Genomic DNA, 16280 nt, shown 5'->3' with positions numbered 1-16280 from the left:
CGGGCCGGTTCGGCCGGTTGTCCACCGCTGAAGGAGTGACGCATGTTCAAGTCGATAGCCGTGGCCGCGCGGGACCGGGGGCGAATGGCGGAAGTCTCCGCCGTGATCGCGCGTTTCGGGCTGGAATCGCTGGCCGTGCGGCTGGGGATCGGGGAGGGCGATGACAGCGCTGGCACAGAGGCGCGGGATCTGCCCAGTCGCACCCGGCGCGGACTGGAGGCACTAGGGCCGACTTACGTGAAGCTGGGCCAGATCCTGGCCACTCGGCGCGACTTGCTGCCCGACGCCTGGATCGCCGCTTTCGAGCAGTTGCAGAGCGACGCGCCGCGTGTGCCGTTCGAGGATTTGCGCGGTGAGGTGGAGGCGGCGCTGGGTGAGCCGCCGGAAAGCGCGTTCGCCTGTTTCGATACCGAACCGCTTGCGGCCGCCTCCATCGCGCAAGTCCACCGTGCGCGCCTGCATGATGGCGGTGAGGTGGTGGTGAAGATCCGCCGACCGGGGATCCGCGCGCGGATGGAGGCGGACCTCAGGCTCATGCGGCATCTCGCCGCGCTGGCGGAAGCGCGTAGTACCGCGGTACGCAGGATGAAGCCGGCCGCCATGATCGAGCAGCTTGGCCGCGAAATTCTGGACGAACTCGATTTCACCAATGAGGGTCGCAATGCCGATCTGTTGCGGGCCGATCTTGCTTCGCTGGATCGCGTTACCGTGCCGCGTATCCATTGGCAGTGGACCGGCGAACAAGTGCTGGTCATGGACTATATCGACGGGTTGCCGCCGCGCGACCCGGACGCGTTGAGAGCGGCCGGCATCGATCCGTCGCGTATCGCCTCGCTCGGGGCGGAACTGGTGCTGGAGATGGTGCTGGTCAATGGGCGGTTCCATGCTGATCCGCATCCGGGCAACCTGTTATGCCTGCGTCCTGAAACCGCAGGGAGCGATGGGCTGGCGCTGCTCGATCTGGGCTCGGTCGGCTTTGTCAGTCCGCGCCGACAGCATGAATTTCTGACCTTTGTACTCGCCTTGCGCAGTGGCGATCCTGGCGGTGTGGCGGACATGCTCGCCACATGGTCGGAAGGTGGCGATGTTCCGCGTGAAAAGCTGCTGCGCGCTTCCGAACGGCTTGTCGCGCGGCATGGCACCGGGGCCTTGGTGCTGAACGCTATGGTAGCGGACTTCTTTCCACTCCTGCGGCAGGAGGGGCTGGTCCTGCCGCCCGATCTTGTGCTTATCTTCAAGGCCATGGTGACGATGGACGGCGTGCTTGCCGGGATCGCGCCGGATTTCGACTTGTCGGATGCCTTGGAACGGATGCGGGGCAAGCTCGTCGCCTCGCGGCTTTCGCGTCTTGCCGCGCCGGACAAGCTGGAAACCGCACTGCTGGAATTCTCGCGCCTTGCAGAGGAAGCGCCGCGCTTTCTGCGGGCGGCCTCTTCGCGAATGGAGGCTCCATCCCCTCCGCCCCGCGATGAGGGCACGGCCAAGGCTATTCGGTTGGCCGGGTGGCTGGTCGGCGGAGCGGTGGTGTTCCACGCGCTCGCCGACCTGCTCGTTCACTGGACTTGAGTTGCTGGCGGGAGTTACTGGCGTGCGCCCTCGGACTTGTCGCGCGCGGCCTTGAATTCGGAGCCCGGCTTCCACTGCGGCCACTTGGCCGAATTGGCGAGTTCCTCGCCGATGGTGCGGATCAGCTCCACGTCCTGCACGGCGCCTTCCATCTTCCAGTCGGGCGACCACGCATCGCAGGCCTGGTGGTAGCACTGGCCGGTATAGGCATCGATCCACGCCTGCCCCGCCTTGATGCCGCCCTGCTTCAGGTCGGAGGCGCCGGCGATGCCCATCATCAGCATGACCGGCACGCCGCGCTTGGCGAAGGAGAAGTGATCGGCGCGGTAGAACAGCCCGCGCTCGGGCAGGCTTTCCGGCGTGACGCGGCGGCCCTGCGTGGCGGCGACGCGGGCCATGTCATCCTCCAGCGTGTCCTGCCCCTTGCCGATCAGCGTCACGTCGTTTGCGGCACCGGCCGTCTGGAGCACATCGATGGTGAGATTGGCGACAGTCTTTTCCATCGGGAACACCGGGTTGGCGGCATAGAATTCCGAGCCCAGAAGCCCGCGCTCCTCGGCCGACCACGCGGCGAAGACCACCGTGCGTTGCGGCGCGGCTTCCGCTTTCATGACGCGGGCAATGTCGAGAATGCCGGCGATGCCGATGCCATCGTCATTGGCGCCGGCGCGGTAGATGCGGCCCTGCGCATCGGGGGCACCCTTGCCATAGGCGTCCCAGTGGGCGCCGAACATCACCACTTCGTCCTTGCGTGTGGTGCCGGGAATCTGTGCCAGCACGTTGTGGCTCATGACTTCTTCGTGGTTCACCGGCACGTCGGCATCGAAGGTCACGCCCTTGAGTTCCACGGGCTTGAAGTTCGGGCTGCGCGCGGCGACCGACAGCTTGGCAAGGTCCAGCCCGGCCGAGGTGAACAGCCGCGTGGCCGCATCGCCTGACAGCCAGCCCTGAAGAGCAAGGCTGGTGAGGTGGTCCGGCTGGCGCACGATGTCGTAATTCTCGCCGCCCGGGCTGGTGACGACGTTCCAGCCATAGCCGGCACCGGCAGTGTCATGGACGATCAGCGCGCCGATGGCGCCCTGGCGTGCGGCTTCCTCGAACTTGTAGGTCCAGCGGCCGTAGTAGGTCATCGTCCGGTCGCCGAACTTGCCTGCGGCCGGCTCGCCCTTCTTTGCGTAGAAATCCGGGTCGTTGATGAGGAAGACGACGACCTTGCCCTTGAGGCCCATACCCTTGAAGTCGTCCCAGCCGCGTTCGGGCGCGTTTACGCCGTAGCCGACGAAGACCACCGGAGCCCCGGCGATACGCGCGCTGTCGTCCGGGCGGATGGTGGAGATATAGATGTCCTTGGCCACCGTGACGGGCATCGTGCCCTTGGGGCCGCCGAACGCCAGCGTTTTAGGCGTGCCCAGCTTGGTGTGCAGCAGCGGCACCTTCTGCACCCATTGCCCGTCAGGTCCTGCTGGCTGGAGGCCAATGTCCTGGAAACGTGCGATCAGATAGCCGATCGTGCGCTCTTCGCCCACGGTGCCCGGCGCGCGGCCTTCGAAAGTGTCGGAGGCGAGTGTCTTCACATCGGCGACCATCCGGTCGGGATCGATCGCTTCCTTCGCGATGGCAGGGTGGGACACGGATGCGAGCAGCGCTGCAATGGCCATGGCGGGGGGCGCCAGAAGGGGGGATATTTTCATGGCACCCGCTTTTAGGCGCGGAGGCAGGGGAGGCAAGGGCGCTTAACGCAAGTCCAGCACCATGAACTGATTGTGCGGGCTCGATTCGTAGTCCGCGAAGGGCGGGCAGGAGATGAAGCCGCTTTTGCGGTAGAGGTCGATGGCAGGTTGGTGAAGCGGTGCGGTGCCGGTCTCAAGATAGAGCCGCTGCAGCCCTCGGTTGCGTGCCTCCGCAACGACGTGGTCGATCAGCGCGCGGCCGACGCCGGTGCCCCGCGCCTCGGGCGCCGCGCGCATCGATTTCACCTCGCCGGCGTCATCGCTCAACAGCTTGAGCGCCGCGAATCCCGCCAGCTTCTCGTCGCGCCACGCGGTCCAGAAGGTGACTTCCGGTTCGGACAGGCCGCTGGCGTCGAGTGCGAAGGCCTGTTCGCCCATCACCGAGGCCAGTTCGGCAAGGTGATGGGTGAGCAAGTCGGCAACGTAAGGTGCGGCCGGGTCGTCGACCCGTAATTCCAAACCCGTCACTTCGGCTGATAGGTCTGTTCCGGGCCCGGGAAGGCGCGCGCGCGAACTTCTTCGGCGTATTTGGCGGCAGCTTCGGAAACCAGCGTAGCCATGTCGGCATAGCGCTTCACGAAACGGGGTACGCGGTCGAACATGCCCAGCATGTCCTCGGCGACCAGCACCTGCCCATCACACTGTGCGGAGGCGCCGATGCCGATCACGGGGATTTCAAGGCTATGGGTAAGCGAGATGGCGATGGGTTCCAGCACGCCTTCCACCACCACGGAGAACGCGCCGGCCTCGGCCACGGCTTTGCCGTCGGACACGATCTTGGCATGTTCTTCCTGGCTGCGGCCGCGCGCGCCATAGCCGCCCAGCGCATTTACGGCCTGCGGCGTGAGGCCAATATGCGCCATCACCGGAATGCCCCGGCTGGTAAGGAATGCGATCGTTTCCGCCATGGCGACGCCGCCTTCCAGCTTCACCGCCGCGCAGCCCGTCTCGGCCATGATGCGCGCAGCCGAAGCGAAAGCCTGCTGCGGGCTCCCTTCGTAAGAGCCGAACGGCATGTCGACGACGACAAGCGAATGATAGCTGCCGCGCACGACGGCGGCGCCATGCGCAATCATCATGTCGAGCGTGACGGGCAGGGTGGAAGGCAGGCCGTAGATCACCTGTGCCAGCGAATCTCCGACCAGCAGCATATCGCAATGCTCGTCGAGGATTTGCGCTTGGCGGGCGGTGTAGGCGGTCAGCATGACCAGCGGATCGGCGGTGATGCCGCCGGCCTTGCGGCGCTGGATGGCGGGAACCGTCAGGCGCTTCATCGGCGCCGGGGTGGGATTGGCGCGGCTGGTCGCGGTATCGAGCTGGAAGGTCGTGGACATGACCGGCCTTCTAGCCGCCCCGGTCCCGTGCGAAAACCCCGGAACCGCGATACATGCGCCGGCACATCGGTCGGCCCACGTCGACAGGATGCAGTAATATGGGGAACCAACCGCCTTAACGCTTGCGATACGGCCGCAGCACGCTAGCGTCGCCGTCATACAAGAACTCGGGGGTCCAATAATGTTCGGACGCGTAAAACCGCTGGACGCCATTCTGGCGACCGCGGAAAAGAAATCTCTCCACAGGACGTTGGGGCCTGTGCAACTGACGCTGCTCGGCGTCGGCGCAATTATCGGCACCGGCATTTTCGTTCTCACCGCCGCCGCGGCCCAGAAAGCTGGCCCCGGCATGATGTGGAGCTTCGTGATTGCCGGCGCCATCTGCGCGGTCGCGGCGCTCTGCTATTCGGAACTGGCCTCGATGGTGCCGGTTTCGGGCTCCGCCTATACCTACAGCTACGCCGTCGTCGGCGAACTTCTGGCCTGGATGGTCGGCTGGGCGCTGATCCTGGAATATGCGGTTGCCGCCTCGGCCGTTTCGGTCGGCTGGTCGGGCTACTTCATGGGCCTCTTGAAAAGTCTGACGGGGTTCGAGTTACCCGCCTTACTATCCTCAGGCCCGGCATGGTCGCTTTCGGGCGTCGATTTCAGCCACGGCATCATCAACGTCCCCGCCATCTTCGTGGCGCTGGCGGTGACGGCGCTGCTGGTGATCGGCACCAAGGAAAGCGCCACTTTCAACGCCGTCCTTGTCGCCATCAAGGTTAGCGCGCTGACCATGTTCATCATTTTCACCCTGCCGATGATGAAGGGCGAACACTTCGCGCCTTTCGCACCCAACGGCTGGTTCGGCCCGGCAGGCAGCAGCGGCCTTGGCATCGTGGGCGCGGCGGCGTCGATCTTCTTCGCCTATGTGGGCTTCGACGCGGTTTCCACCGCGGCTGAGGAAACCAAGAACCCCCAGCGCAACGTGCCGATCGGCCTGATCGGTAGCCTTGCGCTGTGCACCGTGTTCTATCTGCTGGTCGCAGGCGGCGCCATCGGCGCAGTGGGCGCGCAGCCCACCGCTCTTGGTGTGCAGCCGGGTTCGGCCGAATTCGCCGCCCAGTGCGCCGCGCTTGCCAAGCAGGACCAGGTGCCGCTGGTGTGCTCGAACGAGGCGCTGGCCCACGTTCTGCGCTCGATCAATTACACGGTTGCGGGTGACCTTATCGGCCTTGCCGCAAACCTTGCGCTGCCGTCGGTTATCCTGATGATGCTCTATGGCCAGACCCGCATCTTCTTCGTGATGGCGCGCGACGGTCTGCTTCCCGAGAAGCTGGCGACCGTCCACCCCAAGTGGAAGACGCCGCACATCGTGACGATCATCACCGGCGTGTTCGTGGCTATTGCCGCGGCGCTGCTGCCGGTCGGCCAGCTGGCCGACATCTCCAACTCGGGCACGCTGTTCGCGTTCCTGATGGTGTCGATCGCGGTGCTGATCCTGCGCGTGCGCGATCCGAAGCGTCACCGCCCGTTCCGCACGCCGCTGGTGTGGCTGGTCGCGCCGATCGCGATCCTGGGCTGCGTGATCCTGTTCTTCAACCTGCCGTTCGAAGCGATGATGGTGCTCCCCGTGTGGGGTGGCATCGGCCTGATCGTCTACTTCGCCTATGGCTACCGCAAGAGCCACATCGGCCAGGGTATCGTGGACGTTCACGAGGTTGACGCCGATGCGCCGCCGCAGCCGGTTCCGCCGGTGTAAGCCAGGCCACGCATGGCAAAAACGGAAAAAGGGGGCTGTGCGGCCCCCTTTTTTCTTATGCGGGATTTGAACGGCTCCTTAAGCTCCACAAGCTATCAAGAATTTACCCACAGCACGATCCACAGGCGGCGCGGTGTCGCAGTAAGAGCAAATTAACCAGTTGGTGGCACCTCTAGCACCAGGCATAGGCAAAAAATTCAGGCACCGTCATGGCAATCATCAAAGCCTTGATTCCGGCATTCCTGCTCACGTGGGTGGTATCGCTGGTTATTGGTTCCCAAGGCTCGCGCGGTGGGATGCTGGCGATCACTCACACACTTTACGAAGGGCATGAGCTTTATTGGTCCTGGCCGCTGTTCCTCGGCGCCACCGGGCTTGCCTGGGCGATCTTCTCGCTGCTCGATTAGCTCTGGCCGGAGCGAAGCGGCGGGGACGGCGTTGAGGGTGCATGTCCTTTCCCGTAGACCGCATAACAGTCTCGCTCCTGGTATTCGCCTGCCTGGCACTTGCCGGTCTGAACTGGCTGCATGATCATCCGGGCGACAATCCCTGGGCGCCGCTTACGTTGGATGAGCAGCCGGGCTGGGCAACAGATCGCAAGCTGGCGGCGCTGCGTGCCGATTCTACCGAATGCCGCGCCTTTCTGGAACGAAGCTCATTACCTAACGCGCCGCTGCCACCGGAAGGCTCGGGCGCGTGCCGACGCGAGGACCGCGGCATTCTCTCGCTGCCCGACGTCAGGCTGAAACCGCAGCGCGTGGAAGCGACCTGTGCGGTGGACGCAGGCTTGGCATTTTGGCTTCGGCATACCGTCGAGCCGCAGGCGAAAGCGATGTTCGGCAGCCGCGTTGCCCGGATTGAGCATCTGGGAACCGTGAACTGCCGCCGGATCGGCAACGGCGACAGAGGGGCATGGAGCGAGCATGCCACGGGCAATGCCATCGACATCTCTGCCTTTGTGCTGGAAAACGGACGCCGCATCGAGGTCAAGCGCGACTGGAAAGGGGGCGTGGACGATGCCGCCTTCCTGCACGTGGTGCGCGACGGGGCCTGCGACACTTTCGCTACGGTGCTTTCGCCCGACTATAACGCGGCCCACGCCGATCATCTGCATCTCGACCAGGCAAGGCGCTTGGGTGGGTGGCAAGCCTGTCGCTAGCCGTCCGGCGGAATGACAACCGATATGGCGCCAAGCCTCATTCCAGCAGAAAAGACTTAGGCGGGCGTATTGGACCGATGTCGCCCAATGGCAAGGCAGATGGGGCGGCGTTGCGGGAAGTCGTGAATGTGCGGGTGGTAGTGCCGATAACCGCCAGACCGAACGGCAGGCGGGCCTTGGCCTCCAGTTCGATCCCGCGCACGCGGCCCTCGCCGGTTTGGACGAAACAGGTGGAAGTGCCGCATAGCGTCCCTGCGGGATCGGGCGCCATCACGTTCTGTTGGGTGATCTGGTAACCACCCAACGTCACGTAGATGCCCTTATGCTGGTAACGCAGGCTGATGTTCACCGAATGAATGCCTTGGAAATCCGCGATCGGTTCAGCAGCGGGGATCTCACGGGGTACCGCTTTGGCATGTTGCAACCAGCCAAGCCTCATCGCGGCACCGCCAGCAAACTTGATCGGCCCGGAATAAACACTGCAAAGGGATGTTGTCGCTGTCGCGCCGCTCTCATTTGATCGTGCTCATGATGAAACTCGTCTCGATCGACGCGACACATTTAAGGCGGGCGATCTTCTGCTTCACGAACTGCTCATAGTCCTCCAACCCGCGAGCCCTGACTTTCAGTACATAGTCTGGAGAGCCGGTGACGAGATGGCATTCGGCCACTTCGTCCCACCCGCGTACCGCGTCCTCGAACATCAGGATTTCATCCTCATGCTGGCGTGACAGGCGTATCAGGACGAGAGCGCGGATCGACCAGCCTTCCACGGCCGGATCCACGCGGGCAGTATAGCCCTGAATGATTCCGGCCTCTTCCATCCGGCGTACGCGCCGCAAGCAGGGCGATGCGGAAAGCCCCACCCGCTCAGCCAGTTCCGCATTCGAGATTCGTCCTTCGCATTGAAGGACCTGAAGAATTCGGCGGTCCGCCGAGTCAGCAATTTTCTGCGGCACAAAATCAACTTTCAGCTACTTTCTGCCAATAACGATGGCATTCGAGGCGAGATTTCGCAAACATTGACCTCGCAACTGCTGTTAGTCTGCCGAAGACCGGCCTTGTCCAGCCAGGCCAACCATTCTGCCAGGAGAGTTGAAATGACGGCGCCCCGCGAGAGCAAGACCAGGATTGGTGAACAGGCGCTGCATCCCGAAACCCTGATGCTGAATTACGGTTACGACCCCCTCCTATCGGAAGGTGCTGTAAAGCCTCCGGTATTCCTGACGTCGACTTTCGTTTTCCCAACGGCGGAAGAGGGCCGGGATTTCTTCGACTATGTCGCAGGCCGCAAGGATCCGCCGCCGGGGCAGGGGCGGGGTCTTGTCTATTCGCGGTTCAACCACCCCAACAGCGAGATCGTGGAAGATCGCCTTTCGGTCTACGAAGGCGCGGAGGCCGGCGTGGTCTTCTCTTCCGGGATGGCTGCGATCACGACGACCATTCTGGCCTTCGTGCGACCCGGCGATGTGATCCTGCATTCCCAGCCGCTCTATGGCGGCACTGAAACGCTGCTGGCCCGCACACTGGCGAACCTTGGCATCAAGGCGGTGGGGTTTGCCGATGGACTTGACGAAGAAGCCATTGCGGCCGCGGCACGCCACGCCGCCACGTTGGGGCGCGTTTCGATGGTGCTGATCGAAACGCCCGCAAACCCGACCAACAGCCTGGTCGATATCGAGCTTCTGAAGCGCATGTGCGACAAACTTGCCGATGAAGAAGGGCGCCGTCCGCTGCTCGTCGTCGACAATACTCTGCTTGGTCCGGTCTACCAGCATCCGCTGCGACATGGCGCGGATATTTCCCTCTATTCGCTCACCAAGTACGTGGGCGGTCATTCCGATCTTGTCGCAGGGGCGGCACTCGGATCGGCAAGCCTGATGCGCGAAGTGCGTTTGCTGCGTAGTGCCATCGGTACGCAATTGGATCCGCATAGCTGCTGGATGTTGAGCCGTTCGCTGGAAACATTGGGGCTGAGGATGGATCGCGCCAATGCGAATGCAGCGAGGGCGGCGGCATTTCTGCAATCGCACCCCAAGGTGATGGGCGTGGCTTATCCGCCCTATTATCCAGAAGGTTCGCGAGCTGCGGAGGTTTTTGCCGCGCAATGCAGCGGGGCCGGGTCCACGTTCTCGTTCGATATACAGGGCGGGCAGCCAGCGGCCTTCCGCTTTCTGAACGCGCTTCAGATATTCAAGCTGGCGGTCAGCCTGGGCGGCACGGAGTCGCTGGCGAGCCATCCCGCCACCGCGACGCATTCCGGGGTCCCGTTGGATGTTCGCGATCGCATCGGGGTGCTGGAGGCGACCATCCGCCTGTCTATCGGCATCGAGCATGCAGACGATATCGTTGCCGATCTTTCGCAAGCGCTGGACGCGGCCTGACCGGTTTCGAGGGGCGGGCCTGCCTGGCTCGTCCCTCGCCCTGTCGGAGATCATATAAGTTCATGCCTGAAAAATCGGCGAAAATACGCCGCTTTTAAGGCTTTTGGGAGGGGCGCTTGGCGCACAGGGCGTTCGTCAAAATCACCAATTAAATCTTGATTTAAAAGAGAAAATTTAATCGCGTTCTTTCGCGATACCCCGCATTGTACCCACTCGACGGTGGGCTAGTTGCAGGAAATCGAGCCCACATTTTACTGGGTAGCGAGAATTTCCGAATCACTTTCTCCATCGTAGCACGTTGGCTTCGATTGGCAGATCGGGGCGTCATTCCCGGCGTCGTTTGACACCCCGAAACCGGACAGTCAGCGTCGGTAGGGCAGAGCCAACACGGTGGGCCGCAAATTGCGGATTGGCTCGCTGGTCCGAGCGCTTCGAATTGCGGGCCCATCTCTTAACAGGAACGCGTCGAATTGATCCAGGGCTGTGTTCACCAGCGAATATTGGGTGTGACAACGTGGCAATGGAGAGACGTATCCACTGCCACGCGGCCAAAACATGGGGCTTTAAGGCCGTTTCCCGATGCTGATGCCCGTCATTTTTCCGACCGCAGGGTCGTTGATATTAAATACCGCTGCATACTCCTGCGCCTTGTCTCCATAGAACCGCCCAGTCAGATCGCCGCCGCCCCCATTCCGCAAAGCAACGAATGCGGCGGTATAGGCATCGATTGTTCCGTTGAAATCATACCTGCCCAGTGCAGTCGAACTGCCATCAGCATTAACTCGGGTGGGCAGCAGAGTGGACGACAGCGCTCCCGTGGCGAAATTAGCGGACAATTCCGATTGCCCCGTTACGGAAGCAATCGGCCCGGTGCCATCGAAGACGTCACCATAGAGAAGGCCCGTGTAAGTTGCGCTGCCGGTTCGCGGCATTTGGTCGGCAGGCGTGAAATTGCCAAAGCCAACATAGTTGACGGCCTTCCCCGTGACGTTGTCATCCAAATCCGTTCGGATGGAAAGAACGCGCATGAAACTTGCGTACGTGAATTCGATGCCGTCTGCCCGGCCATCGAACACGCCTATCGAATATTGCGCCTTGCCATCAAAAGTGCGGAGCGCAGCGCCATAACTGCGCAGATCGCCCGCATCCTTGTCGGGCGTGCGGTTTTCAGGGCCGAACGAAAACGAGAACGTGTCCAGGCCATTACCCAGGTAGGTGTATGTCTGGCTATCGGCATCATAGATGAGCGCCTCGCCAACCGGATTGCTCATGGGGGCTGGAGTAGACGATGCCACAACCGTTCGGAACCGTGTCGTGCCTTTCAGGTTGGCAAGGGTATCGTTCACCCCTGTCGCCGTTACGGTGTAACCTGCGAAAGCCAGACTGAAGAAAAGCGGGTTGGAGTTGCCGTAAAGCGTTCCACCAATCTCTTGCGACTTGGGGCCATAGAACGAGCCGGTGAGATCACCCGCATATGCGTCTGCAGAGCCCGCTGTGGCCGTGAACGTGCCAGTGAAGCGATTTGCAGTCGAGGAGATCCTCCCCTGCGCTTTCACCTCGCCGGGATTTTCAACACCTGTGATGCCCCCGCTGGGCCAGTTGTATGACGAGGTCTTGCCGGAAATGTCGACCAATCCCCCTGCGAAATCGACCAAGGCGGTTCCCGAACCGGACATTTGCAAGAGGCTGTCTGTCGCTTTCGAGGTGCGAGTGCCGACAAAAGAGAGCGCGTATGAGGCACTGCCCGCTCGGGGGATGGACGATGCCTCGCTGGGCGACCCGAAAACAAAATCCATTGCCTCGAAATCATCCAGCCCCGTCGTAACGTCGCTTGTCTTCGAGAGTACTTGTCCCAGCACGACGTATTCAGGCGCAGTGGTCCATTCTGATCGATTTCCCCACAATATCTCTAGACGCGTAAGGTTTTTGCCGTCGGATTTCTCATATCGGGAGAGATTGCTTGCCGGTGCAAGCAAGTCTGTCGGCAAAAAAATGATCGCATCCCCATCGGTAGTGATAGTCATGCTGCCCGTATCGGCGTCATAAGCAATGCTTGCTTCTTCGGCGGTTGAGCCTGAGGCCGACTTTATGCGGCCGACATCGTACTTTGCCTGCGAAACATTGGCGTCCGTCACGAATTGCGATGTGACGGTGGGCTGCCCGATTATCTTTGTTGGAGTTGGAGTCGGAGTGGGCGTAGGAGTGGGCGTGGGCGTGGGCGTGGGCGTGGGTGTGGGTGTTGGCGCAGGAGTCGGGGTTGGCGAGGGGGTGGAATTGACGCCGCCGGCGCCGCCACCACCGCAGGCAGCAAGTGTCAGGCTGAGCACTGTCAGCGAAGTCATCGTCATCAGCTTGCAAGAATGGATTGAACGCACAAGTTGCCCCCTCAAAACGCCGACGTGATGCCAAATTCAGCGGCCACGCGGCGGTAGTCATAAATTTCGATGGAAGAGCGGTTTCGCTCCCATTTAACGCGAACCACCGGGGCGAAGCGACCCAGATGCAACGTCCTCAGCGTGGCCGCAATGCTGGCGCTGTACCGGTTTTCAATGCGGCGGTCAGGATACAGGAATAGGCGCCTATCGGCTTCCAGGTGGCTATATCCCAGCGTGCCGACCACCGTGGTGCGGCCAAGCTCACGGAACAGGTAGATCGAGGTCCCGCCGCTGGCCAAAGAATAGCCGGGGTCTCGCGCGGCTTCCCGGAACCCGACAATCTGAAGGCCTCCCCCTGACCTCGCACCGAAAGCGCGGTCGAGTGCTGCTGACAGCGTGAAGTCGTCAGCAGTCTGGAGGGCATTTTGCTTGTTGGTAATATGCGCAATGCCTCCGTCGATGCGGACTTGGCTGCGTTTGCCGGACGGGCGCTGCCAAGTGACATAGCCGCCGACCTTTGCGCTGTAGAGATCGCGACCATACCAGCGCCATGCTGGGCCTGCCGAAAAGGTCAGCTGGTTGCCGTTCCAGTTGTATTGCGGACCGGCCTCAATCCCGGTGGTAATATCGTTGAAGTCGGCATCGCCATAAAGCATTGCACTGCCTGAGACTCTGACAAGAAGGTCAGCGCCGGGCTCGATGCCGATCCGAGAATAGGCCTGGCCTTGCGCGTCTATGCCCAAACCCGACTTCGCCTTTGCATCTTTGCCGAGCGTGAAGTCGCCGATAACCGTGCCCAGCGTATCTGATCGCGTGGCGCGATTGATGTTGCTGTCCGGAGCGAGCGCTAGTTCGAAGGAGCCGCCGAATGGCTTTCGAGCATCCAGCGCGCGCGAATAAAAGCGTACTAGCTGTTCCACCGCGCGCGGAAGGCCGGCTGCCTCGGCGGCGCGCAATTCCTTCCGCGCCGCTCCGAAATTACCAAGCGCAGCGTGCATTCGTGCAAGCTCAAGGCGTACGCGTGCGGCGCCGGGCTTGTCGTCGAGGATCCGGCGAAACTCGAAGGCGGCTTCTGAATAGCGTTTGAGCTGGTCAGCCAACATCATTCCGAGACGAAATCTCGCTTCCGTGCGGATCTCCAGATTCGGATCATGGCTGAGGGCGCGATAAGCCATCTCCGCAGTCGCGAAATCGCGTTTGCTGAGCGCTTCCTCTGCAAGCGCAAAAACCTGCGACGCAGAAAGCCCTGAACTGGCGGTTTTTGGCGCGCCAACTGCCGCGACAGAGGCACTCCGGCTGTCTGTCACTTGAGCGCCAACGCTGGTTGCAAGGCCCGCCAAGACCGTTGCCACCAACAATCGCTGAATTTGAATGTCACACCCCTGTCTGGGGGCGATTTAGCGGACGAAGAAGCCGCTTGTCTAGAAAGTGCCTTTTCGGCTCGCCGCAGAACGCATTCATGACAAATATTGTCATTATCGCCGGAATGGCGTCTCCCACCTCATCCTTGTAACCCGACTTAAGCCTCCGGTTGACAACCGCCCGCATTGCGATCGTTCGGCGGGATTTTGGCGATCCTGGAAGCCGCCTGTCCGCTTTCCTAGCCAACCTCAAAGGATACCTGCGGGTAGCATCTTTTTGATGCCCGATCCGCCCCAACATCCCGGTCATATGCGGCGCTCAGCAGCGCTGCCGAAAGCGCAACTGCAGAATTTCAGCGTTTCAACCGGAAATCTGCCGTTCCGGACCCGGGCGGTTGCTGCCGGCAATCGCGAGCCCAAGCTCGCTCAAACTTCAACGGTCTTTACCTTGATGATGTGATCTGGTGACACAATCCAATTGCGCTGCATGTCCCGGCAGGTATACGGTGTATACATGGAGACGAGAGAGCGCATCCTTTCGGCCGCCTGGCGGCAATTCGAGACCGTTGGTGAGGCAGGCCTGTCGTTGCGCAAGGTGGCGGGAGAAGTTGGTGTCACGCCGATGGCGATCTATCGCCACTTCGAAAATCGGCAGTCGCTGATCGACGCTTTGGTTGCTGAAGGCGTAGCCGAATGGCGAAGGAGAGTGGACGCCATCAGTAGTCGACCCGCGCGGGAATGGCTCGAGGCAATCGGTGAGGCATACCTCGCCTATGCCCTCGATGCGCCTGCACGGTTTGACGCGGCTTTCATGGTCTATTCCGACAAGGCGCTCAAATATCCGGATGATTTTCTTGCCGGAGGATCGCCAGCGGTATCGCTGCAAATGCGTCTGATCGCCGAGTTCGCAGGCCCGGACCGCGCGGGTGAGATCATGGTTGCGGTCGCCGCCCTGGGGCAGGGGCTCATTTCTTTCCATCGGGCAGGGCGAGTTTCCGGCGATGTCGAGGACTTTAAGGCCTTCTACCGAAATACGATGCGCCGTCTGATCGAAAGTCAGGTACGGGAGGGCAGGGCATGATCGTCTGGCTGGTTGCAACGCTACTTTCTGCGGCGGGATTTTTCCTGTCGCTGGGGCTCGGCGAACATTGGTATCTCGCCTGGATCGCTCCGGTTCCGGTGCTGTGGTACGCCTTTTCTGGAAGGCAAGCGGGTGCGACTTTCCTGGCGGCCTTTGCCAGTTATGCGCTTGGAACGAGCAACCTGCTGGGCGCATACGGCTCGATCATGCCCGTAGCGGTACTTGCACAGATACTGTGCGGCCCTGCGTTGATTTACGGGCTGACAGTGATGATTGCACGGCGCGTTCACTTACGGCTTGGGGCAATGGCGGGTGTGTTCGCTTTTGCCACCGGGTTTGCGGCAGCCGATTACCTGCTCTCGTTCGCCCCGGCCGGCGGCGCGGTAATGTCTCCCGCCAACTCTCAGGTCGATATGCCTATGATGGCGCAGTCCGCTGCTTTGGGCGGCTTCGCCGCAGTGACTTTCTTGATCGGACTGGTCGCCGCTGCTCTCGCTGAAAGTTCCAGGCAGCGCAGTGTCCCCTGGCTGATTGCAGCAGTCTCGATCTTCGCCCTCAACGCCGGTCTCGGGGGATGGCGTGCGACCAACCAAAGCGAGGGTTCGATACGCGTGGCACTGATGGCGGGCAACAGCCTCGTCGGTGACACCGGCCAACTGGACGAGGCGCGAACGCGGCTGATATTTGCTCGATATGCGAAAGGAATCGAGGCGCTTGCCGGAAAGCGCGTTGCTCTCGTCTTGCTGCCTGAAAACAGTGCTCGCCTGGCGCCGCAATGGGGGGCTGCAGCGCTTGCGCCTGTAGACGCCGCAGCGCGCGCCATCGGCGCGGTGGCGCTTGTTGGATACAATGGCGATTTCGCGGGCGCGCGGCGCAATCTCGTGACTGTGCTCGGCACCATCAAAGATACAGCCACACCTAATCCGACTTACGCCAAGCGGCATCTGGTGGTCGGCCTGGAGACCCGATATTTCACGCCCGGCACTGGATCCCTCATGCTTCCGGGCGGCATAATGCCGGAAATCTGCAAGGACATGGATTTTCATGCCACGATCCGGAAGGATGCAGCGGCCAACCATCCGGCCATGCTTGCGGTACCTGCATGGGATTTCGGCAGCGATGCCTGGGCGCATGCTAGGCCGGCTATCCTGCGCTCCATCGAGACAGGGACACCGCTCGCGCGAAGCGCGCGGGATGGTCTGCTCACACTCAATGACCGCTATGGACGGCTGATAACGAAGCAGGTGGTTGGGGAGGGGCTGACCGTGGTGATCGGTGAATTGCCCCTCGCAGGCCCGGGCGGCGAGACGCTCTATGCCAGGATAGGGGATGTCTTTGCGTGGATGTGTCTGGCGGTAGCATCGTTCCTTGCGATCGTGGCAATCGCGCGCGGGCGCGAACCGAAGGACCCCAAACAGGACGACGCCTCCTGAGCGTTACGCTTGCGAAGGCGAGTTTGTAGCCTGCAGCCAAGGATATGCCAGCCAATGAACGGAGGACAATCGAATCTGTGGCCGAAAACTGGCCGTCCCGCCCAGACTTCGCA

General features: G+C 61.8%; 15 protein-coding genes and 1 pseudogene. 8 read left to right on the top strand and 8 right to left on the bottom strand.

All coding sequences use genetic code 11. The features are described from left to right. The first annotated feature begins 42 nt into the window (after window positions 1-42). The gene (locus ACZ1JC_RS20275) at window positions 43-1566 is read left to right on the top strand and encodes an ABC1 kinase family protein (RefSeq protein ID WP_465138451.1); all 1524 of its coding nucleotides are present in this window, start codon (window positions 43-45) and stop codon (window positions 1564-1566) included. A gap of 14 nt (window positions 1567-1580) precedes the next feature. Here the strand turns inward: ACZ1JC_RS20275 and ACZ1JC_RS20270 are convergent, their stop codons facing one another. The 3 genes from ACZ1JC_RS20270 to panB are packed head-to-tail and all read right to left on the bottom strand — an operon-like array spanning window position 1581 to window position 4630. Next, entirely contained in the window at window positions 1581-3257 is a 1677-nt protein-coding gene (locus tag ACZ1JC_RS20270) for a M28 family metallopeptidase (RefSeq protein WP_465138452.1), read from the bottom strand. Between the two features lie 42 nt (window positions 3258-3299). Beyond that, window positions 3300-3755, bottom strand: coding sequence for a GNAT family N-acetyltransferase (locus tag ACZ1JC_RS20265; protein WP_465138453.1), 456 nt, complete (start codon window positions 3753-3755; stop codon window positions 3300-3302). Window positions 3756-3760: 5 nt separating this feature from the next. Beyond that, window positions 3761-4630, bottom strand: coding sequence for a 3-methyl-2-oxobutanoate hydroxymethyltransferase (panB, locus tag ACZ1JC_RS20260; protein ID WP_465138454.1), 870 nt, complete (start codon window positions 4628-4630; stop codon window positions 3761-3763). A 181-nt stretch (window positions 4631-4811) separates the two neighbouring features. On the opposite strand from panB, the gene ACZ1JC_RS20255 reads away from it, so the two are divergent. From ACZ1JC_RS20255 to ACZ1JC_RS20245, 3 genes are all read left to right on the top strand, one after another. Beyond that, complete coding sequence (locus ACZ1JC_RS20255; RefSeq protein WP_465138455.1) at window positions 4812-6374, top strand: amino acid permease; 1563 nt, start codon at window positions 4812-4814, stop codon at window positions 6372-6374. A gap of 209 nt (window positions 6375-6583) precedes the next feature. Further along, window positions 6584-6781: a hypothetical protein gene (locus ACZ1JC_RS20250; RefSeq protein WP_465138456.1), complete on the top strand. Its 198-nt coding sequence runs from the start codon at window positions 6584-6586 to the stop codon at window positions 6779-6781. Window positions 6782-6822: 41 nt separating this feature from the next. After that, entirely contained in the window at window positions 6823-7533 is a 711-nt protein-coding gene (locus ACZ1JC_RS20245) for an extensin-like domain-containing protein (protein WP_465138457.1), read from the top strand. A 37-nt stretch (window positions 7534-7570) separates the two neighbouring features. On the opposite strand, the gene ACZ1JC_RS20240 is transcribed toward ACZ1JC_RS20245, so the two are convergent. The 3 genes and pseudogenes from ACZ1JC_RS20240 to ACZ1JC_RS20230 all read right to left on the bottom strand — a co-directional run. Beyond that, window positions 7571-7972, bottom strand: coding sequence for a TonB-dependent receptor domain-containing protein (locus ACZ1JC_RS20240; RefSeq protein ID WP_465138458.1), 402 nt, complete (start codon window positions 7970-7972; stop codon window positions 7571-7573). Window positions 7973-8045: 73 nt separating this feature from the next. Beyond that, on the bottom strand, window positions 8046-8357 hold the full coding sequence (locus tag ACZ1JC_RS20235; protein WP_465138531.1) for an Lrp/AsnC family transcriptional regulator: 312 nt from the start codon (window positions 8355-8357) through the stop codon (window positions 8046-8048). Between the two features lie 36 nt (window positions 8358-8393). Then, window positions 8394-8492, bottom strand: a pseudogene (locus ACZ1JC_RS20230) (winged helix-turn-helix transcriptional regulator); the annotation flags it as partial. Between the two features lie 141 nt (window positions 8493-8633). On the opposite strand from ACZ1JC_RS20230, the gene ACZ1JC_RS20225 reads away from it, so the two are divergent. Next, the gene (locus ACZ1JC_RS20225) at window positions 8634-9917 is read left to right on the top strand and encodes a cystathionine gamma-synthase family protein (protein WP_465138532.1); all 1284 of its coding nucleotides are present in this window, start codon (window positions 8634-8636) and stop codon (window positions 9915-9917) included. A gap of 563 nt (window positions 9918-10480) precedes the next feature. On the opposite strand, the gene ACZ1JC_RS20220 is transcribed toward ACZ1JC_RS20225, so the two are convergent. Further along, the gene (locus tag ACZ1JC_RS20220) at window positions 10481-12265 is read right to left on the bottom strand and encodes a transferrin-binding protein-like solute binding protein (RefSeq protein ID WP_465138459.1); all 1785 of its coding nucleotides are present in this window, start codon (window positions 12263-12265) and stop codon (window positions 10481-10483) included. Window positions 12266-12303: 38 nt separating this feature from the next. Next, entirely contained in the window at window positions 12304-13632 is a 1329-nt protein-coding gene (locus ACZ1JC_RS20215) for a surface lipoprotein assembly modifier (RefSeq protein ID WP_465138460.1), read from the bottom strand. A 301-nt stretch (window positions 13633-13933) separates the two neighbouring features. On the opposite strand from ACZ1JC_RS20215, the gene ACZ1JC_RS20210 reads away from it, so the two are divergent. Genes ACZ1JC_RS20210 through ACZ1JC_RS20200 form a run of 3 tightly spaced genes read left to right on the top strand, consistent with a single transcriptional unit; the run spans window position 13934 to window position 16167 of the window. After that, window positions 13934-14113, top strand: a complete 180-nt coding sequence (locus ACZ1JC_RS20210) for a hypothetical protein (protein WP_465138461.1) — start codon at window positions 13934-13936, stop codon at window positions 14111-14113. A 54-nt stretch (window positions 14114-14167) separates the two neighbouring features. Beyond that, entirely contained in the window at window positions 14168-14734 is a 567-nt protein-coding gene (locus tag ACZ1JC_RS20205; protein WP_465138462.1) for a TetR/AcrR family transcriptional regulator, read from the top strand. Then, window positions 14731-16167 carry a hypothetical protein gene (locus ACZ1JC_RS20200; protein WP_465138463.1) on the top strand — a complete coding sequence of 479 codons (1437 nt, stop codon included), beginning with the start codon at window positions 14731-14733 and terminating at the stop codon, window positions 16165-16167. Before ACZ1JC_RS20205 ends, ACZ1JC_RS20200 begins: the two co-directional genes overlap by 4 nt. Window positions 16168-16280 lie beyond the last annotated feature (113 nt).

It is taken from the genome of Sphingomonas sp. BL-S-28, from assembly GCF_055521515.1.
This window is presented reverse-complemented; position numbering and strand designations above follow the sequence as displayed.

Coding starts and splice junctions, on each gene's coding strand:
- ACZ1JC_RS20250 (WP_465138456.1), top strand. CDS start 6,584: ATGGCAATCATCAAAGCCTTGATTCCGGCATTCCTGCTCACGTGGGTG.
- panB (WP_465138454.1), bottom strand. CDS start 4,630: ATGTCCACGACCTTCCAGCTCGATACCGCGACCAGCCGCGCCAATCCC.
- ACZ1JC_RS20205 (WP_465138462.1), top strand. CDS start 14,168: ATGGAGACGAGAGAGCGCATCCTTTCGGCCGCCTGGCGGCAATTCGAG.
- ACZ1JC_RS20270 (WP_465138452.1), bottom strand. CDS start 3,257: ATGAAAATATCCCCCCTTCTGGCGCCCCCCGCCATGGCCATTGCAGCG.
- ACZ1JC_RS20225 (WP_465138532.1), top strand. CDS start 8,634: ATGACGGCGCCCCGCGAGAGCAAGACCAGGATTGGTGAACAGGCGCTG.
- ACZ1JC_RS20255 (WP_465138455.1), top strand. CDS start 4,812: ATGTTCGGACGCGTAAAACCGCTGGACGCCATTCTGGCGACCGCGGAA.
- ACZ1JC_RS20210 (WP_465138461.1), top strand. CDS start 13,934: ATGCCCGATCCGCCCCAACATCCCGGTCATATGCGGCGCTCAGCAGCG.
- ACZ1JC_RS20200 (WP_465138463.1), top strand. CDS start 14,731: ATGATCGTCTGGCTGGTTGCAACGCTACTTTCTGCGGCGGGATTTTTC.
- ACZ1JC_RS20245 (WP_465138457.1), top strand. CDS start 6,823: ATGTCCTTTCCCGTAGACCGCATAACAGTCTCGCTCCTGGTATTCGCC.
- ACZ1JC_RS20235 (WP_465138531.1), bottom strand. CDS start 8,357: ATGGAAGAGGCCGGAATCATTCAGGGCTATACTGCCCGCGTGGATCCG.
- ACZ1JC_RS20240 (WP_465138458.1), bottom strand. CDS start 7,972: ATGAGGCTTGGCTGGTTGCAACATGCCAAAGCGGTACCCCGTGAGATC.
- ACZ1JC_RS20220 (WP_465138459.1), bottom strand. CDS start 12,265: ATGACGATGACTTCGCTGACAGTGCTCAGCCTGACACTTGCTGCCTGC.
- ACZ1JC_RS20275 (WP_465138451.1), top strand. CDS start 43: ATGTTCAAGTCGATAGCCGTGGCCGCGCGGGACCGGGGGCGAATGGCG.